The following is a 19439-nucleotide window of genomic DNA, read 5'->3' as shown; positions in this document are numbered from 1 at the left end:
AATTGTCGGTGCGCCCGGTTCTCAATCGTCCAGCTTTTGGCGGCGCGTCGACTTCTTCCTCGAACCTGCCTCGGTGAGCTTGGGTTGTTCGAGGATCCGGTAGGAGCCCTCCCGCAGATCCCTCACCACCAGTTCGCCCGCTTCCGAGGGGGAGCGGCGCGAAAGCGCATCGATGATCAGCAGATGCGGGTGCACGTCCGACGACGCCTGTCGGATGCTCGGATATTGATGCGTCACGAAGGGGCCGGCGAGCAGCCAGAGGTTCTCGATGACCCGAACCAGGACGTCGTTGTTCGAGGCCCGGTAGATCGTGAAATGGAATTCCTGGTTCGCCGACAGGGCGGCCTTCCAATGTTCGGCGGCCTCAGCCTCGACGAACGCCCTGTGCAGGTCCTTGAGCCTGCGAATGTCATCCGTGGTGATGTTGACGGCGCTCAGTTCCGCCGCGAGCCGTTCGAGCGGCGCGCGCGTCTCGCGGATATCGATGTATCTGGGGATGGAGATGACCGGCACCCGGGCCTGATAGCCCGGCTTCAGTTCGAGCGCGCCTTCCCGGACAAGCTGGCCGATGGCCTCGCGCACAGGCGTCGGCGACGTCCGGTACATCAGCGCCAGTTTGCGAATGTTCAGCCGGGAATCAGGTTCATACTGCCCCGTCATCAGCGCCAAGCGCAGTCGTGCGTAAATTCGCTCCGAGAGGCTGTCCCGATTGAGCGCCAGGCTATCGTCGGCTTCCTGGATGGTCATGGGGGCCTGCTGTTTGGCTCGCTTGGCGATCATCGCGGGTTGCGTACGTTCATTCGCATGGTTCTGGCATCTACTATTTCAAAATTCTCGGAACGGTAAAACCGATATGATCGAGGTACATTTTGCTACATCAAAACGAACCAATATAGGCCCTGTTGCGCTTCGATGTCGGGTGGAGAAAACCAACGAATGAGACCGATCGACTTTCAAGGAGCCCTAAGGCAACACATAGACCTCGATCTGGCCATCGGCGAGAGTCCGGTCTGGGATGCCGGCCGCAACTTGCTCTGGTTCGTCGACATCCTGGCGCCGTGCATCTACGCGCTCGATCCCGAGACAAACGGTCTGACGAGCTACCCGATGCCGTGCGCCGTCGGCAGCATCGGCCTAGCCAGCGGTGGCCGCCTGGTGGCCGCGCTGCGGACCGGCATCCACCTTTTCGATCCTGTATCGCGGACTTTGGAATTCCTGGTCCACCCGGAGCCCGACATGGACATGAACCGACTGAACGATGGGAAGGTCGGGCCGGATGGATGCTTCTGGGTGGGCTCGATGCACGACAGCCTGCCGCGCGAGCCGACCGGCTCGCTATACCGGGTTACGTCGACGGGGGAATGCACCCGAGTGGTGAAGGGACTGAAGGTGTCCAACGGGCTGGCCTGGAGTCCCGACGGCAATACCTTGTATCATGCCGACTCGCGCGGAGCCTACGTGCAGGCCTATGACTTCGACCCGGAAACTGGCCATTTGTCTGGAGAACGAAGGCTGGCGACATTCACAGAAAGCGACGGTTTGCCGGACGGCGCCGCCATGGACGTGGATGGAAACTATTGGGTCGCCGGGGTAACGGCTGGCCGGATCACCAAATTCGCTCCCGACGGTCGGATAGCCGATACGTTCGCGCTGCCGATGTCGGCGCCGACCATGCCCTGCTTCGGCGGCGGCGACCTGAAGACACTCTTCATCACATCGCTTCGCACGGATCGCCCGGGCAGATATGAGATGGGAACGCTCATCTCGGTAGAGATGGATGTTGCCGGCACCCCGACAGGCGTCTTCGGTTGAGAGACTTATCCAGAAACTCGCTCGCACGGAGCGATCTGGCTCCAGCGCATTGCGTCAGAGATTGTGTCTGTGTCGCGAGTCAGTGATGGGGTCCCAAGCTCGACCCGCAGCGATCAGCGGCCAGGATGTCGTCTAGAGCGTTTGACCGTTTCACGGAAACGGCGAACCGCTCTATCCCTTTGTTTTTGCGCAATTTCGGACGGAAAACCGCTCACACTTTTCCTGGAATTGCTCTAGCCCGCATCCAGCACGTCCGCCTGTCCGTAGCTGGCGACGAATGCGGCCATGATTCGAGAGTGGTCACTGGTGATGTCTGCCTTCAAGAAACGGCAATGCTGATCGTTACGGCAGATGTGCGGCGGAAAGCTGTCATACGGCAGAAGATAAATGCTGTGGGCGAGTGCTGGATCAGCTTCTGAAATCGACTTTGGCGAAACTTCGTGGCGAACCGCCCTATAAAGCATTGATAAATAACGGTAATGGTGGGCCCGGAGGGACTCGAACCCCCAACCAAGCGGTTATGAGCCGCCGGCTCTAACCATTGAGCTACAGGCCCCACGCGGGCTGGCTTAGTGTTTTTCGTTGGTCCGCACAAGGCTTTCGAAGGCTCTGGCGGGAACCGTCAAAATCAGCCCATATTCGCTGCGTAGAGCGGCTTGCGCTCATAAGGCGTGTGAACAGGTCCAGGCCCGTGCACCGCACTGCAGGGAATCGGCGCCTTTGCGGGGTCGAGTGAGATGCGGCACGGGCGGCGGACCGCAGACTTCGAGGAGTTTTCATGACCAGACATCTTTTGCCCATCGCGCTCGCTGCCGCGGTCGCGTTCCCGGCGCTGGCAAGCGCCGCCGACACCCAGCCCCCGCCCCGCATCATCGTGTCCGGCGAAGGCGAAGCGACGGTGGCGCCTGACATGGCGATCCTTTCGCTCAGCGTCATGCGCGAGGCCAAGAGCGCGCGCGAAGCGCTCGATGCCAACAACGACGCCATGGCGGCGGTGATCACGGCGATGAAATCCGCAGGCATTGCCGACCGCGACCTGCAGACCGCCGGCATCCAGATCAACCCGCGCTACAACTACACCAACAAGGCCGACGGCAGCCAGGAAGCCCAACTCGTCGCCTATCAGGTGACCAACACGCTGTCGGTGCGCGTGCGCAACGTCGACAAGACGGGCGAGATTCTCGATAAAGCGGTGTCGCTCGGCGTCAACCAGGGTGGCGGCATCACCTTCACCAATGACGATCCGAAGGCGACGATCACCGAGGCGCGCAAGAAGGCCGTCGCCGACGCGATGGCCAAGGCAAAGACGCTCGCCGAAGCAGCCGGCGTCAGCCTGGGCAAGGTGCTCGAGATCACCGACCAGAATGTCGCGCCGGTGCCGATGCCGATGGCGGCCAAGTCGTTCGATGCGGCCCGTTCGGCCGTGCCGGTGCAGGCGGGCGAGAATTCCTACAATGTCCAGGTCGCGGTCACCTTCGAGCTGAAGTGACGTCCGGCCCAGTCGCCGGCATGCCGTTAAAAAAAGGCCCGGAGGAATCATCCTCCGGGGCTTTTTTGGAGCCGCGCCTCATTTGAGGGGCTCCGCTACTCAAGATTGATCTTCGCAGAAGATCATATCTGAATTGATCTTCGCAGAAGATCTGACAGCTGATCCTCGCAGAGGATCATGCTTGCAGGCGATCCTCGCAGAGGCGCAGAGGATCGTCCTTTCAGCTCCAGCCTCAGCGATAGATGATCGGGCAGCCGCGCTCGTTGGCGAACACCACCACGACACGGTCGCCATACTGGCGGCCGGCCACCTTCACGGTACGGCGGCTCATGTCGACGATGCGCGCGCGATGCACGCCCATGCGCTCGGCTTTGTCGAGGGCGCGGTCCGGCGAGCAGCCGCGCCGGTCGCGGTCGCGGTCACGGCGCCAGTCGCGGCGATAGCCGTCATCGTCGCCCGTATAGATGCCGAAACGCGGATCGTGCCTGTCCCCGAAACCGAGATAGAGGCTGTCCGCATGCGCCGGAATGGCGGCCAAAGTGCCAAGCCCGACAAGGGCCGAAAGGGCTGCCGTCTTGATCGTGTTGAACATCGTCTTCTCTCCTTGTTGTGGGTTTCGCCCGTAGAACCGATGGTTGGAAAATGCCTCTTTGTGTCTGAACTTTCCGCGAACCGGCCATTCATGTCCGGTTCATGTAGCGCGAGCCCGCCAAGGGTCGTCGCTCGCAGTGCTTAAACGCGAACCACATCACGGTTCGTCCATAAACACGGACCCTTCAGCGTTCGTCATCAATATACGTTGCGGACCGGTTACGGTTCGTCATCCAGACGCGAACCCGCAGGGTTCGTCGTTCGTCGTCAAAACGCGAACCGTCAGGGTCGTCACCCAGATGCGAGCCGGTTACGGTCGTCATCCAGATGCGGCCCGGTTACGGTTCGTCATCCAATATATAATCGAAGTAGTCGTCGGGCTCGGCCAGATCGGTTTCCTTGGCCTTCACACGGCCCTGGATTGAAATCCCGGCATCGTGCACGGTCGCGGCGCTTCCCGAAACAAGCCTGTGCCACCAGTAGAGATCATGGCCCTCGGCGATAAGCCGATAGGCGCAGGTCTTTGGCAGCCAGGTGATGGTGCGCACATTCTGCGGCGTCAGCCCGACGCAATCGGGCACCCGCGCCAGGCGGTTGGCATAGTCGGAGCAACGGCAGTTCTGCTCGTCGAACAGCCTGCAGCCGACGCTTGTCCAGAAGATCTCGCCGGTATCCTCGTCTTCGAGCTTCGACAGGCAGCATTTGCCGCAGCCGTCGCAAAGCGATTCCCATTCGGCCGGGGTCATCGCCTCAAGCGTCTTGGTTTTCCAGAACGGCGCGGTCATTTTGGTGGATTTGGCCCTCCGCGGCCTTCCGGTCAAGCGCTGCTGTGACGCTGACGCGGTATCAACATTAGAAAAACACGAAATTGCCTTTAAAAGGCCGGTTGGGCATCCTTGGCTGGTGCCAATGCCTGACGGAACCAATTGCGGTTGATGAAAGTTTGGGCAGGGATGGGACCCCACTAGGAGAAAATTGATATGAAACGCCAACCACGGATTCTGGCGGGCACGGCAATCGGCCTGCTTATGGCATCCGCGCCGTTGGGCGCGTACCCGCTGCAGGGGGGTGTCGCTTCTGGCAGCCTGCACGGCGCGCCACTCATTCTCGCGCAGGCCGCCTGCGCCGAAGGCCAGTCGGCCGAGGAATGCGCCCAGGCCGGCGCAGGCCAGCAGGGGGAACAGCCGCGGAAAAGGAAGCGCGAACAGCAGCAGCAAAGCGAATCGGCGCCGGCTGAACAAGCCGCACCCGCCGAGTCCGAGCAACAGCCACGCAAGAAGCGGCACGAGCAGCAGCAGCAGACGGACAATGGCCAGTCCGGGGAAGCTGCCCCGGCGGAGCAGCAATTCAAACCGCGCAAGAAGCGCGACCAACAGCAGCAGATCGAGGCGGCGCCCGCCGACCAGGGCGGCCAGCCCGCGACCGACGAGCAGCAATTCAAACCGCGCAAGAAGCGCGATCAACAGCAACAGATCGAGGCGGCGCCCGCCGACCAGGGCGGCCAGCCCGCGACCGACGAGCAGCAGCCACGCAAGAAGAAGCGCAATCAGCAGCAGATCGAAGCAGCGCCGGCCGACCAGCAGCCCGCGGAACAGGTCGCGCCTGCCGCCGGTGACCAGCAGCAAGGCAACCAGGGTCGCAAGAAGCGCAAGCACGATCAGCAGCAGAGCGAGCCGGCCGGTCAGGCCGGCGAACAGATGGCGCCGACCGAACAGACCGCTCCCGCCAACGACAACCAGCAAGGCGGCAACCAGGGGCGCAAGAAGCACCGGCAGAACCAGCAGAACGAGACCGCTCCAGCAGGCGAACCCGTGCCACAGGCCGAGCCACTGCAAAACGGCGAGCAGCCGGTCCAGGGCGAACAGACCCAGGACAAGAAGAAGCTCGGCAAGAAACCGGCTGCCGAACAGCCGGCAAACGGTGAACAGCCCGCTACCGGTGAGCAACCCGCCAACGGCGAGCAGACAAAGACTGGCCGCCAGCCCGCCAACGGCGAGCAGCAACCCGTGACCGGCGAACAGCCGGCGAACAACAACCAGCCTGCCAATGGCGGCAACGCCGCGCAGGGCGAAACCGCCAATCCGAACGAGGCGCCTGTCCTGGACAGCCAGAAAGATGCCGTGCGCAAGCGCCGGGGTCGCAACGATAACGGCCAGAACGGCGGTGACCAGACCGGTGGCGCTCAAACCGAAAATGGCCAGGTCGGCAATGGCCAGAAGACCAATGAGGCCGGACAGCGGCAGGGCGGCGAGCAGGCGCAGCAGCCGGCTCCCGTCGATCAAGGCCCGCCGCCCACCGACGACAAGTCGGCGCAGCAGGCGATCAGGCCCGAGAAGCTCGTCCCCGTGGATGAGGAGAAGGGCAAGCGGATCGACCGCACGCCCGAAGACTTTGCCCGCGACCGCCGGCGGCCAAAGGGCACGGACGTCGTGAAGCAGTTCGGCGACCGCGTCATCCTCCAATTCAACAACCAGACATTCGTGGAAAGCAACGAGGCGCCCCGCATCACCCGCGGCGCCAAGGATGTCTACTACGAGGATCTGTCGGGCGGGCGCACCCGCGAGACGGTTGAACGCGGCAATGGCGTCCGCGTCGTCACCATCCGCAACCGTTATGGCGATGTCATCCAGCGATCGCGCGTCATGCCGGACGGCCGTGAATATGTGCTGAGCTACGTCGATGAGCGGCAGTACCAGGATGACGGCGACTGGCGCGATCCCGGCGACGACCTGCCGCCGATGCGGCTCACCATCCCGCGGCGGGACTACATTCTCGATTCCGAGGATGTCGAGAGCGACGACGACTACTACACCTTCCTCGAGCAGCCGCCGGTGGAAAAGGTGCAGCGTCTCTACTCGATCGACGAGGTCAAGCGGTCGGCCCGCGTGCGCGACATCGCCCGGCGTATCGATCTCGACACGCTGAACTTCGACTTCGGCTCGGCCACCATTTCCGACACCGAGGTGCAGAAGCTCGATGGCGTCGCCAACGCTATCGAAAAACTGCTGCAGAAGAACCCGGCCGAGACCTTCCTGATCGAAGGTCACACCGACGCCGTCGGCACGCCGGACGCAAACCTCGCTCTGTCGGACCGTCGCGCCGAGGCGGTCGCCGAGGCGCTCACCAACGCCTTTGGCATCCCGGCCGAGAACCTCACCACGCAGGGTTATGGCGAGGAGTATCTCAAGGTGAACACGCCCGGACCGAACCGCGAGAACCGGCGTGTCGCCATCCGCCGCATCACCTCGCTTGTGGCGCCGGTGGCGAGCAACAGCGACCAGCAATGAGCGTGTGATTTCAAGATCCTGTCCGGATTTTCGGAATCAGCGCGCAAGATGAAGGCCCGTCCCGTCCGGACGGGCCCTTTTTCCTTGCCGGCTCAAGAAGATTTGTCCTGCCGATTGGCGACTGCTCATTGAATCGCCGCATTGCGACACCCAGATTCTGTGCAGGGCGTTCCCTGCCCTGTCCCGACTCCAGCGGGACACACTGAGCCCCGCCGGGTCCCCTCCCCGGCGGGGTTTTTTGCCTTGAAAACCGGCTTCATCTGGCCGAAATACCCTCTATCGCAATTTGACCGGAAGCCTTCATGAAGCGTCTCGAGCTCGCCATCGAATCCGTCATCCTGGCCTCGCGCTGGCTGCTGGTGGTCTTCTATCTGGGGCTCGGCGTGGCGCTGGCGATCTACGCGCTTTCTTTCGGCAAGAAGCTTTATGAGTTCGTGATGAGCGCCTTCACGCTCGGCGACACCGACACGATCCTGAAGATGTTGGGCTTGATCGACGCCGCGCTTGTCGCCTCGTTGGTGGTGATGGTGATCATCTCGGGTTACGAGAACTTCGTCAGCCGCTTCGACGAGCAGGACGGCGAGGTCCATTGGCTGGGCACGATCGATGTCGGCTCGCTGAAGGTCAAGGTCGCCTCGACCATCGTCGCCATCTCCTCCATCCACCTTTTGCAGGTGTTCCTGAATTCCGTGTCCTACACGACCGACCAGCTGATGTGGCTGACCATCATCCATCTCGCCTTCGTCGTTTCGGCGCTGATGCTGGCCTATATCGACCGGGTCATGGCGCTGGCCAAGGGCAAGAAGGTCGAGATGGATTGAGGCGAACGCTCCATCAGTAGATCCTTCTGACTTTCGTCTGCGAGTTCGCAAACACCTCGTCGGGGACAAAAAAGTCGCCCGCGAGCTGATCGGCCGCGCCCGGCGCGTAGACCGAAAAGTCCGTGACGCCTTCGGCGCGCAGAACCTCTTCGTCGATGTAGAAATTGCCGGTCGCCTCGCGCGACGGGCGCAGGAAGATCGCATGCGCCGCATCGGCCATGATGTCGGGCGAGCGGCTCATCGCCGCCACCGTCGCGCCGCCAAGCAGATTGCGCACGGCGGCCGTATCGATGGTCGAGATCGGCCACAGCGAATTGACGGCGATGCCGGCTCCGGCGAACTCCGCGCTCATGCCAAGCGTGCACATCGACATGCCGAACTTGGCCATCGTGTAGGCGACGTGGTTCTTGAACCACTTGGCCTTCATGTCGAGCGGCGGCGCCAGATTCAGGATGTGAGGATTGTCTGCCAACTTAAGGTGGGGAATGCACATTTTGGAGACCAGGAAGGTGCCGCGCGTATTGATCTGGTGCATCAGATCGTAGCGCTTCATGTCGGTCTCCAGTGTGCCGGTAAGCTGGATGGCGCTGGCATTGTTGACGCAGACGTCGATGCCGCCGAACCGCTCCACGGTCCTGGCCACCGCCTCGCCGACCTGCGCTTCGTCGCGAATGTCGCACAGCACCGGCAGCGCCTTGCCGCCGGCCTGTTCGATTTCTTGCGCCGCGCTATAGATCGTGCCCGGCAGCTTCGGATGCGGCTCGGCGGTCTTGGCCGCGATCGTCACATTGGCGCCGTCGCGCGCCGCGCGCAGCGCGATCGCCAGCCCGATGCCGCGCGATCCGCCCGAGATGAACAGCGTCTTTCCGTTGAGCGACATCCTTCGCCTCCCTCATCAATTCGGAAGGCAACTTGCGCGGCTGATGGGCACGGCGCAAGAGCCGAAAGGAGGCGAAGCGGTTACGCTACGTAGCGGAGGAAACCAAAGTGGCGCGGAGCGGGTCACCTGAGATTCAGGTCAGGCCGAGTCGAGAATAGTGGGTTCCGAGAACCGGAGCGGAGCGTACTTGAGGTACGTGAGCACCGGAAGCGCAGGAAGCCGCCATTCGCAGGCTGGCCTCACCTGAATCTCAAGTGACCCCTAGACCAGCACCAGCCCCTGCCGCATGGCGATGGCAATCGCGTCTGTCCGGTTGGCGGCGCCGAGTTTGATCAGGATGGCGGCGACGTGGAACTTTGCCGTGTGGACGGAAATGTTGAGCCGCCGGGCGATGATCTTGTTCGGCGCGCCTTCGGCCAGCAGCGCCAGCACTTCAGCCTCGCGCGGCGACAAAGCCGGGCGAGGCTGGTTATCGTCAGGCGTCTCTTCCCCGGCAAGCTCGTCATGGTGGAAATCGCCATGCGCGACCTCCGACGGCGGCGCCTTGCCGACGCGGTAGCCTGACGCCGCCAATCGCGCAGCGGCGGCGATCAGCAGGCCATCTGCGGAGACAGGCAGCACGGCCAGCACATTGTCCGCTGCCCGCTCGCTGTCCGCTCGCCGCGAAAGCAGGACGATGGGCGTGGCCGAACTGACGACCCGGCTTTCCAGGCCGGCCTCATCGGCGACGGCGACATCCGCCACTTGCCCGACGCCACTTCCAGCCAATGCCGGCGCCAGATCGTCGCTCGCGGCCAGCGCATCGGCAAGCTGCTCGGCGCGCTGGGCATCGGCAAGCGCGACAAGCACCGTCAGCCGGTGGGTTGCCGGCTCCGGTCTCGTAATCGTCTGTACCGCGCTGCTGGCCATCGATCCTCTCAGCTCAGCGGTTTCTCGCCGATGGTGATCGAGACGTCGCGCTCGGCGCCGCCGCTCGAAACGCCTAGAGTGACGGTGGTGCCCGCGCTGTCCGGTCCGAGCTTGCGGATCAGCTCGCGCGGTCCATGCACGGCCTCGCCGTTCCAGGCGATGACGATATCGCCGACATGCAGGCCGGCAGCCTTGGCCGGGCCTTTATCGTCGAGGCTCATCACCATGGCGCCTTTGGTGTCGCCATTGCGGATCGGATGCAACCCCGCGCCGAGATAGCCGCGCGCGACATGGCCCTTCTCGCGCAGTGTCGCGACCGCGCGCTCGATCGTCTCATAGGGCATCACCAGCGCGCGCCGGCGCGGGCCGAACAAGAGCATGCCGATCACGCCGCCCTTGGCGTCGAGCACCGGCCCACCCTCGAAGCGCCCGCCGGTGTTGATGGCGAGGTTGATGCGCCGGTCGATCGTGCCGCCGCGCATCGAGCGCCAGGCCGGCCCGACCTCTCCGACCGTGCCGAACACGGCAAGCGCGGTTCCTACGCTGCTGCCCGCGGCGATCGCCAGATTGCCTGGGCGCACGGCAGAGGCCTGGGCCAACTGCGGGAGACCGGCAGCACCGGAAGCGGGCTTCAACAGGGCAACGCCCGTCGAAGGATCGCGTCCGACAAGCTCGGCCTTGACGGCCTCGCCGGAAGCCAGCGTCAATTCGATCTCCTCGCCGGCTTCGACCGCTTCCTCGGCGGTGACGAAGAAACCGTCGCGCCAGTGGAAGGCGCTGGCGGTGCGCTGATGGTGCGTGACGAAACTCGCCAGTACGGGGGCGGCGCTGGCCGCGACGTCGGCGATCGCATCGGAAAAGGCACTGAGATTGAAGTCGCTCATAAGACTGTCTCCTGGGTTCGGTGACCCAGATATCGCTCGGTAGCACAGCCGCGGGTACTCGCCTGACGGCTAGTCACCGGCCCGACTGGCCATCTGGTCAGGTCGCGGCAATTGCGGCCGCTCCGCACATATAGGCATCATTGTACGAGGGAACACGCCCATGGCTTTCGCAGCCGAAAAACTTCCATCCGATGACACTTTGCTCGACGCTTACTCGGTATCCATCGCCGATGCCGTCGACCGCATCGGTCCGGCCGTGTGCCGCATCGAGCGCATCGGCGCCGGCGGCCACGGTTCGGGCTTCGTCATCGCGCAGGACGGACTGGTCGTCACCAACTTCCATGTCGTCGGCGACGCGCGCGCCGTGCGCGTCACCATGCCGGACGGCGCCGCGCGCGAAGGCCATGTGCTCGGCCGCGATCCCGACACCGACATCGCGCTGGTGCGCGCCGACGGCAGTTTCGCCGACGTCGCGCCGCTCGGTGATTCCAAACGCCTGCGCCGCGGCCAGATCGCCATCGCCATCGGCAATCCGCTCGGTTTCGAATGGACAGTCACCGCCGGCGTCGTCTCGGCGCTCGGCCGCTCGATGCGCGCCTCGACCGGGCGGCTGATCGACGACGTCATCCAGACCGATGCCGCGCTCAATCCCGGCAATTCGGGCGGACCGCTGGTGTCGTCGGCGGGCGAGGTGATCGGCGTCAACACCGCCATGATCCACGGCGCGCAGGGCATCGCGTTCGCGGTCGCCTCCAACACGGCCAATTTCGTCATCTCGGAAATCATCCGCTTCGGCCGTGTGCGCCGCGCCTTCATCGGCGTTTCCGCCGACACGACCAACCTGCCGCGCCGGGCGGCACTGCTGTCGCAAGTGACCACGAACACGGCGGTGCGCCTGCGCGGCGTCGAGAAGAACGGCCCGGCGGCCAATGCCGGCCTGAAGGAGGGCGACATCATCGCGGCAATAGACGGCCGGCCGGTCACCGGCGTCGACGACCTCGTGCGCATGCTCGACGCCGAGCGCATCGGCCGCGAGACGCTCTGCACCGTCGTGCGCCGCACCGGCGTCAGCCAGGTGACGGTGATGCCGGTGGCGCGGACGAACTGAGGCCCAGGATTCCGGTTCAGCCCCCGGCTGCGCCCTCGGCGTATTGCGCCAGGAACTCCTCGCTTGGCGGGATCGGCTTGATCACGTCGATCAGCACGCCGTTGGGGTCCCTGGTGATGAAATGGCGCTGGCCGAAGGGCTCGTCGCGCAGGCTGCGCAGGATCGGCAGGCCTGCGGCGACGACGCGCTCATAGACGGCGTCGGGATCCCGGACCTCGAAATTGATCAGCAGGCCGGACGTGCGTCCCCGTCCCTCTTGCGGGATCGTCTCATGGTCGCCATGGACGATGCCGAGGTTGACGCGCCTGTCCTCGACCGACTGCAGATGCACATACCAGTCGCTCTCGAAGAGCGGGGTGAAACGGAAATGCTCGACGTAAAAGGCCGCGGTGCCTTCGACATCGCCCGTCATCAGCACCGGATAATAGCTGGTCGTCTTCATCTTTCCTTCTCTTCTCATTCAACATACAGTCTGTATGTAAGTTCAAATAACATACAGGCTGCATGTATGCAACAAGAGTCCGGACGTCGCTCCAACCGCGATCGCACCGAAGGGACGCGCGCCGATCTGATCCGCGCGGCGCGAAAACTGTTCACGGAAAAATCCTATGCCGAGACCGGCACGCCGGAGATCGTCACTGAGGCCGGCGTGACGCGCGGCGCGCTCTACCATCACTTCGCCGACAAGCAGGCGCTGTTCGCGGCGGTCGTCGAGCAGGAGGCAGCGTCCGTGGCGGCCGAGATCGACCGTGCCTCCCCGCCCTCGCTATCCGCGCGGGACGCACTGATCGCCGGATCGGATGCCTATCTCAAGGCGATGCGCGCGCCCGGCCGCACGCGGCTTCTGCTGCTCGACGGGCCGGCCGTGCTCGGGCGCGCGGCCATGGACGAGATCGACAACCGCCACGGCAACCGCTCGCTGCGCGAAGGTTTGGCGGCTGCGATGCGCGCGCAAGCGATGACCAGATTGCCGGTTGAGGCGCTGACCGCCCTGCTGGCGGCCGCCTTCGATCGGGCCGCTTTGGCCATCGAGGCGGGCGCGTCCGGCGCGGATTACCGCGCGGTGCTGATCGCGCTCATGGACGGCTTGTCTCCGGCCCTTCCTCCGTCCACACGCCTGGCTCCATCTCATTGAAGCAGCCGAGCTGCCGCTTGAACTCGTCGATCAGCCAGGACGCCGCCGGCTTGGGGCTGCGGTCGGCGCGGTGCATGGCATAGAGCGGCGAGCGCACCTCGCGATAGGGCTCGAGATCGAGTTCGACCAACCGGCCGCTGGCAAGGTCGTCGGCGATCAGCCAGCGCGGCAGGCCACCCCAGCCAAGGCCTTCGCGCATCAAGGCATGCTTGGTGCGCACATCCGTCAGCCGCCACGTCCGATAGGCAAACACGCCATAGTCGCGCCCGCGAGTCCGCTCCGACTGGTCGGTGACGACGAGCTGGATATGTTCGCGCAGATCCTCGACAGCCACCGGCTTCGGCAGTTTGGCCAACGGATGGTCGGGCGCCGCCGCCGGCACCATCGAGGTGAAGCCGATGCGCAGCAGATTGACCTCGGCATCGCCTTGCAGGCCGCCGAAGCCGAGATCCGACTGGCCGTTGACGACCTGGTCGACGATCAGGCCGAGCGAGCCGATATAAAGCCGCAGCATCACCGCCGGGAACTGAGCTTCGAAGGCTTTGAGCACGCGCACCAGCGCGGGTGAAGGCAGCGCCACGTCGACCGATATTGCCACTTCCGCCTCCAGCCCTTGCCGGTAGCCGTCGGCGCGCGAGCGGATGCGCTGCAGGACGCCGATCATGCGCCGCGCATCCTCCAGCATAGCCTTGCCGACATCGGTCAGTTGCGGCTCGCGCACGCCTTCGCGCTCGAACAGTTTCAAGCCGAGCTGCGCTTCGAGATTGGCGATGCCGTAGCTTACCACCGACTGCGCCCGATTGAGCTTGCGCCCCGCCGCCGAGAAGCTGCCGGTATCGGCCACCGCCACCAGGATTTGGAGCTGATCCAGGGTCGGATTCGGTTGCATGGCCAGGCCATCCATTTTGTTGATGGATTGTATGCATATTATACCAGTTATCCTGATGAAGCAGCAATCCCATATTGGCGTGGAAAGTTTCAATCCAACCCCAAGGGGACACGCCATGTCTATTCTTCTCGTTACCTCCAGCCCGCGCGGCGCCGCTTCGCACTCGACGCGCGTCGCCACTGATCTTGCCCAGAAGCTGCTTGCCGCCGATCCGTCCAACACGCTTGTCGTACGCGATCTGGTCGCTAATCCGCTGCCGCATATCGACCCTGACTACGCCACCGGCATCTACACGCCGGCCGAAGCCCGTACGCCTCGCCAGGCCGAAGTCGTCGGCGTTTCCGACGCCGTGCTCGACGAGCTCTTCGCCGCCGACACGGTGATCCTCGCCACCGGCTTCATCAACTTCAGCATCTCCTCGACGTTGAAGTCCTGGGTCGACCACGTCGCCCGCTCGGGCAAGAGCTTTGCCTATGGCGAGGGCGGCCCGAAAGGTCTCGTCAGCGGCAAGAAGGTCTATATCGTGCTGGCTTCCGGCGGCATCTATTCTGAAGGCGCCGCGGTGCAGATGGACCATGCCGTGCCTTACCTGCGCAGCGTGCTCGGCTTCCTCGGCATGACCGATGTCGAAGTCATCCGCGTCGAGGGCGTCGGCATGGGTGCCGATGCGGTCACCACCGCGTTGGCCAAGGCCACCGCCAAGGTCGATGCGATCGCTGCCGCCAATGCCGATCACCTCGCCGTCGCGGCCTGATCGCCGATACCTGAAATGAAGAGGCAGACGCCGCCAGCGCCTGCCTCTTTTTGCATTTTCGCCTTGGCAATCGCCTTCGCCTTGGCAATAGCCGCGCTACGACGGCGGCATCACCACGGCCGGCTGGCGATCCTCGCTCAGGATCGGCCTCATCGCGCCGAGCGCGACCCTATATCCTCCTGCGTGCCGACAGCGATCCGCCCGGCCCGGCGCAAACAGCTGGAACGACTTTTTCTTTCCGCTGGTGCTGATCACCTCCGACAATTTGAAGACACTGCCGCAAGGGCTGACCGTGTTCGTCGGCGAATTCACCACCGACTGGGGGTGCTGTTCGCCGGGCTGACACTGGCGGCGCTGCCGATTACGCTGCTCTGTATCGTGCTGTCGAAGCAGTTCATTTCCGGCATCACGCAACGGGCGGTGAAATAGGCGCTGTCAATAACGAGAGATCGAGGCATACGAAGTGGCGAACCAGAACAAGATCATCATCACCTGCGCGGTAACGGGCTCGATCCATACGCCATCGATGTCGCCGCATCTGCCGGTGACGGCCGAAGAGATCGCCACCGCCGCCATCGAGGCCGCCGAAGCGGGCGCCGCGATCGTCCATCTTCACGCCCGCAATCCGGTCGACGGGCGCCCCGACCAGTCGACCGAGGCCTTCGCGCCTTTCCTGCAAGTCATCAAACAGCGCTCCAACTGCGTGGTCAACATCACCACCGGGGGTGCCGCAACGATGAGCGTGGAGGAGCGCGTCCGGCCGGCGAAGGTGTTCGCGCCCGAGGTCGCGTCGCTCAACATGGGCTCGATGAATTTCGCGCTGTTCCCGATGCTGGAGCGCTTCAAGACCTTCGAGCATGACTGGGAGCGGCCTTATCTGGAATCCTCGCGCGACCGCATCTTCCGCAACACCTTTGGCGACATCGAGCACATATTGCGCACCTGCGCCGATAACGGCACGCGCTTCGAGATCGAGTGCTACGACATCGGCCATCTCTACACGCTGGCGCATTTCGTCGAGCGCGGCCTGGTGAAGGCGCCGTTCTTCGTCCAGAGCGTGTTCGGCATCCTCGGCGGCATCGGCACGCATCCGGAGGACGTCGCCCATATGAAACGCACGGCCGACCGCCTGTTCGGCAACGACTATCACTGGTCGGTGCTGGGCGCCGGCCGCCATCAATTGCCGATCGCCACGCAGGCGATCGCGCTGGGCGGCAATGTGCGGGTCGGCCTGGAGGACTCGCTGTGGATCGGCAAGGGCAAGCTCGCCCGTTCCAGCGCCGAGCAGGTCACCAAGGTGCGCCAGATCATCGAAGGCCTCGGCGCCTCGATCGCCACGCCCGACGAGGCGCGCCAGATCCTGCAGCTCAAGGGCGGCGACAAGGTCGCGTTCTGAAAAGGAGGCGCCGCCTAGCCGAACATCCGCTCGCCCTGCTCGTCGACGAGTTGGATGCCCTTCTTGATCGAGATGTCGACGGCGTCGTCCAGCCCGGCGAAACGATCGGCGCGGATGAAGCGGTGCTCCTTCATCACGCCGTCCACTTCCTTCGAGACGACGCCGCAGGTCTGGTACTGGCCCTCGGCCTTGTAGGGCGTCGCGCTGATCAGGAATCCCTTGTGTTCGACCTGCTTGGCCGGCTTGGCGGTGCCGGTCTCCGTTGCCTCGCTACCGCCGCCGCCAAAAAGCTTTTTCAGAAAAGACATTTTTCAAAACTCCCGTTCACGCCCACGCAAGAGGAATCACGGCATCCCCTGTTCGCGCCGGCCCCTGTTCACGCAGGCTTCGTCTCAGCATGCGCGAATGCGCCGCCGTGTTCCAGCCCCTTGACGAAAACGCCGACCAGAAGCTCGATCTGATGCCAGATCTCGTCGGCCTGCTTGCTGTTCGAATTTGCAACATAGCCACTGGTCACAATGCCATGCACGCTTGACCACAAGGTCCGCGCCGCAAGCGCGCGGCGCTTGTCGTCGAGGCCGAAATCGCCTGCCTTGAGCACGCCGGCGACGATGTCGAAGAGTGCGTCGAGCAGCGCGTCATAGGCGTCCGGGCCAGGCCGCGTCGCGCGGCGGCGGTTGAAGGCAAGCACCGCCGGCCAACTGCCGGGATGCGCCTCGACGAAGCGCACATAGGCAGCCGCCATCGCCAGGATGCGATGCTGGACGTCGGTCACCCCTTGCCTTTCGAGATCGGCCATGGCCGCCAAGCCTGTCGCGCCCAACCGGTCGAGCAGCCGCATGTTGACGGCGCGGTGCACCTCGTCAAGATCGGCAAAGAGGTTATAGACGGATCCGACGGAAATGCCGGCCTGCTCGGCGATGGTGCGCGCTTTCAGGTTCTCGGCGCCGCCCTCGTTGAGCAACGCCTCGGCGATGGCGAGCACCTTCTCGCCCATCTCTTCCTTGTCCAGCGCCATGCTCTTTCCTGTCCTTATGTCCGAAGTCGCAAGCCTAGCCCGGAATTCATTCTATTTGCTTGCGTTTACCATGTCCGGCAGCTCATGAACAGCGTTCAAAATAGTTCTTGAACAATGTTCATTTCCTGTTATGTTGAGTTTGTGAACACCGTTCACGAAAACAGGGAGAAGACCATGCTTAGCCTGATCAAGACATTGCTGGACGGCGCCAGCGCACGGGCCGAGGACAATCTGAAAGATCGTTTTGCGATCGACCTACTGGCCCAGCGCATCCGCGACGCGGAGGCGGGCCTTGCCGCCGCCAAGCAGACGCTCGCCTCGCTGATCGTACGCCAGCGAGCCGAGCAGACCAGCCTCGACCAGCTCGACCGCCGCATCGCCGATCTGGAGACCCGCACGCTCAGCGCGCTTTCGGCCAACAACCAGGCGCTTGCCGAAGGCGGCGCTTCCGCAATCGCCGAACTCGAGAACGAGCGCGAGGTCCGCCGCGCCACGGTCAAGAGCCTGGGCGAGAAGACCTTGCGGATGCGCCTGTCCGTAGAACAGGCGCATCGCCGTATCATCGATCTCAACCAGGGCATGATTTCCGCCCGTGCGATCGATGCAGAACGCAAGGCGCAGTCCCGTCTCAACCGTTCGATCGGCCGCACGGCAAGCATCAACGAAGCGGAGGAATTGCTCGCTCGCATCAAGGAAAGCAGCGACCCGTTCGAGGAGGCCGGCATCCTCGACGAGATCGACGGCGAGCTGCGCCACGAGGCGATCCGTGAACGCCTCGCCGAAGCAGGCCACGGACCGGCCACCAAGGTGCGTGCTGAGCATGTCCTGGCGCGCCTGAAATCGCTGAACTGAGCCCGAAATTTCCAAAACGGATCAAACCAAAGGAACACCACGATGAACGGCAATCGGACCTACATCCTGTTCAACACTTTGTCGGTGGGCGCCGCCTACTTCATGCTGGCCCTGTCGCTGTGGCTGGCGCCGGTCGACCTGTCGACCAAAGGCTACTGGGCGATGGGCGTCCTCTTGCTCACCGGCAGCCTGGTGAACCTGGTCAAGTACCGCACCGACGAGCGAATCGCGGCCGAGACCACGGCCAAGATCGAGAAGGCGCGCAACGAGAAGCTGATCAGCGAATATGTCGGCAAGGATTGATTTCTGCTCCTGCTGATCGCTTAACTGAACATAGAAAAGCCCGGAGCGATCCGGGCTTTTCGGGTTCTATGTGAGGATGCCTTAGCGGCGCGACAGCGCCTCGATCGCCTCGGCGGCGTCTTCCAGGATGCTGATCGCCTCGGCCTGCTTGTCTTCCGGCGCGTCGGCGATGTCGCCGAGCGCGGCGCGCAGCCGGTGGCGCAGCGCGCGGAACCGGTCACGCGTTTCCGAGCGGCCGCGGCGCCCCTCGTCCTTGTCGTCGCCCCAGCCGAACCATTCGCGCGCCGCGGCCATCTTGCGGCCGAAACGCTCAAGATGGTCGAGCACGCTGTCGATCATCTCGCGATTCTCCTCGAGATGCGCCTTGCCGGCTTCGGTGATCGAAAACACCTTCTTGTTGCCTTCGCTCGAGGACACCGCGTAGCCCGCCTCCTCCAGGAAGGTCAGCGTCGGATAGACCACGCCCGGGCTCGGGCTGTAGACGCCGCTGGTGCGCTCTTCCAGGGCCTTGATGATGTCGTAGCCGTGGCGCGGCGCGTCGGCCAAAAGCGACAGCGTGATCAGCTTGAGATCGCCGTCGGCCAGCATGCGCCCGGCGCGGAACATGTCGCCCGGGCCGCCCCGTCCGCCGCCCCTGCCGCCATGGCTGAACGGGCCAAAGCCGCCGCCGCGGCCGCCGAATTTGCCGGCCATATGCATGAACATGCGCTCGCCGAAGTGGTTGTGTCTGTGCATGAATTGCTCCTTGAGTTATATCTTACGATACATCGTAAGATAGGCTCATCGCTTACGGAGTCAAGATATATCTTAAGATGTATCTTACGCGGCGCCAAGACCGCTGTGCGTCTTCGTATGGCTGGGCCGAGAGCGCTACCAATGGCCGTTGCGCCGGTTCCAGGCGTAGAGCACGTCCGCGAAACGGTCATAGGCAAAGCGCGTCAACGGCAGCGCGATGGGGTTACCGAACAAGCTCGCCAGCCATCCCCCGCCCGGCGTGATCCGCCAGACCGCGATCGCCACGTCGGCGCCGGCCAGCAGCCGCCCGCTGGTGTCGGTCGCGTGCAGGCGCCGGCGGACATCCTCCAGCGAGGCGCCGAATGCGGAGAGCGCTTCAGGTTCGAAATTGATGTCGCGGAATTCGACGCTGCCCGCCTTGACCGCTTCGATGAGCCGCCGCTTCTGGTGGTTGATGCCGGCGTCGCATACCGGGCAGCGCGTGTTGTACCAGACGGTGAGCAACGGCTTGGGCATTGCGCGACTATCGGGAATGCGGCGCGGCTTCGCAACAGCCGCGCCGATCCTTAAGTCGCC

The 19439-nt window shown here is 63.9% G+C and carries 23 protein-coding genes and 1 tRNA gene; 11 read left to right on the top strand and 13 right to left on the bottom strand.

Translation table 11 applies throughout. The features are described 5' to 3' along the window. Window positions 1-21: 21 nt before the first annotated feature. Window positions 22-747 (bottom strand): GntR family transcriptional regulator, encoded by a 726-nt coding sequence (locus FJ957_RS02675; protein ID WP_181180475.1) that lies wholly within the window; start codon window positions 745-747, stop codon window positions 22-24. Window positions 748-936: 189 nt separating this feature from the next. On the opposite strand from FJ957_RS02675, the gene FJ957_RS02670 reads away from it, so the two are divergent. Next, complete coding sequence (locus FJ957_RS02670; protein ID WP_140828165.1) at window positions 937-1812, top strand: SMP-30/gluconolactonase/LRE family protein; 876 nt, start codon at window positions 937-939, stop codon at window positions 1810-1812. A 480-nt stretch (window positions 1813-2292) separates the two neighbouring features. On the opposite strand, the gene FJ957_RS02665 is transcribed toward FJ957_RS02670, so the two are convergent. Further along, window positions 2293-2368: transfer RNA gene (locus FJ957_RS02665), tRNA-Ile, on the bottom strand. A 222-nt stretch (window positions 2369-2590) separates the two neighbouring features. Between FJ957_RS02665 and FJ957_RS02660 the strand changes: the two genes are divergently transcribed. Then, the gene (locus tag FJ957_RS02660) at window positions 2591-3301 is read left to right on the top strand and encodes an SIMPL domain-containing protein (protein ID WP_140828163.1); all 711 of its coding nucleotides are present in this window, start codon (window positions 2591-2593) and stop codon (window positions 3299-3301) included. A 232-nt stretch (window positions 3302-3533) separates the two neighbouring features. On the opposite strand, the gene FJ957_RS02655 is transcribed toward FJ957_RS02660, so the two are convergent. Both FJ957_RS02655 and FJ957_RS02650 read right to left on the bottom strand, forming a co-directional pair. Further along, window positions 3534-3893, bottom strand: a complete 360-nt coding sequence (locus FJ957_RS02655; RefSeq protein WP_140828161.1) for a hypothetical protein — start codon at window positions 3891-3893, stop codon at window positions 3534-3536. Window positions 3894-4230: 337 nt separating this feature from the next. Further along, a complete protein-coding gene (locus tag FJ957_RS02650; protein ID WP_140828157.1) occupies window positions 4231-4677 on the bottom strand; it encodes a YcgN family cysteine cluster protein in 447 nt (148 codons plus the stop codon). 243 nt (window positions 4678-4920) lie between these two features. Between FJ957_RS02650 and FJ957_RS02645 the strand changes: the two genes are divergently transcribed. Continuing rightward, window positions 4921-7179, top strand: coding sequence for an OmpA family protein (locus tag FJ957_RS02645; protein ID WP_348642534.1), 2259 nt, complete (start codon window positions 4921-4923; stop codon window positions 7177-7179). Between the two features lie 302 nt (window positions 7180-7481). After that, the gene (locus tag FJ957_RS02640) at window positions 7482-8000 is read left to right on the top strand and encodes a TIGR00645 family protein (RefSeq protein ID WP_140828150.1); all 519 of its coding nucleotides are present in this window, start codon (window positions 7482-7484) and stop codon (window positions 7998-8000) included. A 13-nt stretch (window positions 8001-8013) separates the two neighbouring features. Here FJ957_RS02640 and FJ957_RS02635 read toward each other — a convergent pair whose 3' ends face one another. The 3 genes from FJ957_RS02635 to FJ957_RS02625 all read right to left on the bottom strand — a co-directional run bounded on the left by FJ957_RS02635 (window position 8014) and on the right by FJ957_RS02625 (window position 10673). Next, on the bottom strand, window positions 8014-8880 hold the full coding sequence (locus FJ957_RS02635) for an NAD(P)-dependent oxidoreductase (RefSeq protein WP_140828147.1): 867 nt from the start codon (window positions 8878-8880) through the stop codon (window positions 8014-8016). 261 nt (window positions 8881-9141) lie between these two features. Then, window positions 9142-9789 (bottom strand): helix-turn-helix transcriptional regulator, encoded by a 648-nt coding sequence (locus FJ957_RS02630; RefSeq protein WP_140828144.1) that lies wholly within the window; start codon window positions 9787-9789, stop codon window positions 9142-9144. An 8-nt stretch (window positions 9790-9797) separates the two neighbouring features. After that, a complete protein-coding gene (locus tag FJ957_RS02625) occupies window positions 9798-10673 on the bottom strand; it encodes a S1C family serine protease (RefSeq protein ID WP_140828142.1) in 876 nt (291 codons plus the stop codon). Between the two features lie 160 nt (window positions 10674-10833). Between FJ957_RS02625 and FJ957_RS02620 the strand changes: the two genes are divergently transcribed. Then, on the top strand, window positions 10834-11781 hold the full coding sequence (locus tag FJ957_RS02620) for a trypsin-like peptidase domain-containing protein (RefSeq protein ID WP_140828141.1): 948 nt from the start codon (window positions 10834-10836) through the stop codon (window positions 11779-11781). A gap of 16 nt (window positions 11782-11797) precedes the next feature. Here FJ957_RS02620 and FJ957_RS02615 read toward each other — a convergent pair whose 3' ends face one another. Then, window positions 11798-12223, bottom strand: coding sequence for a VOC family protein (locus tag FJ957_RS02615; RefSeq protein ID WP_140828139.1), 426 nt, complete (start codon window positions 12221-12223; stop codon window positions 11798-11800). A 66-nt stretch (window positions 12224-12289) separates the two neighbouring features. Here FJ957_RS02615 and FJ957_RS02610 point away from each other — a divergent pair, with 66 nt between their 5' ends. Next, on the top strand, window positions 12290-12916 hold the full coding sequence (locus FJ957_RS02610; RefSeq protein ID WP_140828137.1) for a TetR/AcrR family transcriptional regulator: 627 nt from the start codon (window positions 12290-12292) through the stop codon (window positions 12914-12916). Here the strand turns inward: FJ957_RS02610 and FJ957_RS02605 are convergent. Beyond that, window positions 12858-13805: a LysR family transcriptional regulator gene (locus FJ957_RS02605; RefSeq protein ID WP_140828136.1), complete on the bottom strand. Its 948-nt coding sequence runs from the start codon at window positions 13803-13805 to the stop codon at window positions 12858-12860. The genes FJ957_RS02610 and FJ957_RS02605 overlap by 59 nt on opposite strands. Window positions 13806-13920: 115 nt before the next feature. Here FJ957_RS02605 and FJ957_RS02600 point away from each other — a divergent pair, with 115 nt between their 5' ends. Genes FJ957_RS02600 through FJ957_RS02590 form a run of 3 tightly spaced genes read left to right on the top strand, consistent with a single transcriptional unit; the run spans window position 13921 to window position 15955 of the window. After that, window positions 13921-14559: an FMN-dependent NADH-azoreductase gene (locus tag FJ957_RS02600; protein ID WP_140828134.1), complete on the top strand. Its 639-nt coding sequence runs from the start codon at window positions 13921-13923 to the stop codon at window positions 14557-14559. A 15-nt stretch (window positions 14560-14574) separates the two neighbouring features. Continuing rightward, window positions 14575-14988, top strand: a complete 414-nt coding sequence (locus tag FJ957_RS32125; protein ID WP_246674190.1) for a hypothetical protein — start codon at window positions 14575-14577, stop codon at window positions 14986-14988. A 34-nt stretch (window positions 14989-15022) separates the two neighbouring features. After that, window positions 15023-15955 (top strand): 3-keto-5-aminohexanoate cleavage protein, encoded by a 933-nt coding sequence (locus tag FJ957_RS02590; protein ID WP_040989481.1) that lies wholly within the window; start codon window positions 15023-15025, stop codon window positions 15953-15955. A gap of 14 nt (window positions 15956-15969) precedes the next feature. Here FJ957_RS02590 and FJ957_RS02585 read toward each other — a convergent pair whose 3' ends face one another. Both FJ957_RS02585 and FJ957_RS02580 read right to left on the bottom strand, forming a co-directional pair. Then, window positions 15970-16263, bottom strand: a complete 294-nt coding sequence (locus FJ957_RS02585) for an HlyU family transcriptional regulator (RefSeq protein WP_140640662.1) — start codon at window positions 16261-16263, stop codon at window positions 15970-15972. A 68-nt stretch (window positions 16264-16331) separates the two neighbouring features. Continuing rightward, entirely contained in the window at window positions 16332-16973 is a 642-nt protein-coding gene (locus FJ957_RS02580) for a TetR/AcrR family transcriptional regulator (protein WP_140828133.1), read from the bottom strand. A 174-nt stretch (window positions 16974-17147) separates the two neighbouring features. Here FJ957_RS02580 and FJ957_RS02575 point away from each other — a divergent pair, with 174 nt between their 5' ends. Next, complete coding sequence (locus tag FJ957_RS02575; RefSeq protein ID WP_140828131.1) at window positions 17148-17825, top strand: PspA/IM30 family protein; 678 nt, start codon at window positions 17148-17150, stop codon at window positions 17823-17825. Window positions 17826-17867: 42 nt separating this feature from the next. Next, a complete protein-coding gene (locus tag FJ957_RS02570) occupies window positions 17868-18128 on the top strand; it encodes a YiaA/YiaB family inner membrane protein (protein WP_140640668.1) in 261 nt (86 codons plus the stop codon). An 81-nt stretch (window positions 18129-18209) separates the two neighbouring features. Here FJ957_RS02570 and FJ957_RS02565 read toward each other — a convergent pair whose 3' ends face one another. Both FJ957_RS02565 and FJ957_RS02560 read right to left on the bottom strand, forming a co-directional pair. Further along, a complete protein-coding gene (locus tag FJ957_RS02565) occupies window positions 18210-18863 on the bottom strand; it encodes a PadR family transcriptional regulator (protein ID WP_140828129.1) in 654 nt (217 codons plus the stop codon). Window positions 18864-18998: 135 nt separating this feature from the next. Then, complete coding sequence (locus FJ957_RS02560; protein ID WP_181180474.1) at window positions 18999-19379, bottom strand: DCC1-like thiol-disulfide oxidoreductase family protein; 381 nt, start codon at window positions 19377-19379, stop codon at window positions 18999-19001. Window positions 19380-19439 lie beyond the last annotated feature (60 nt).

Origin of the sequence: Mesorhizobium sp. B2-4-6, assembly GCF_006442775.1 — a bacterium.
Lineage (GTDB): Bacteria > Pseudomonadota > Alphaproteobacteria > Rhizobiales > Rhizobiaceae > Mesorhizobium.
Note: the sequence above shows the minus strand (reverse complement) of the source record. Positions and strands in the feature narration are given on the sequence as shown.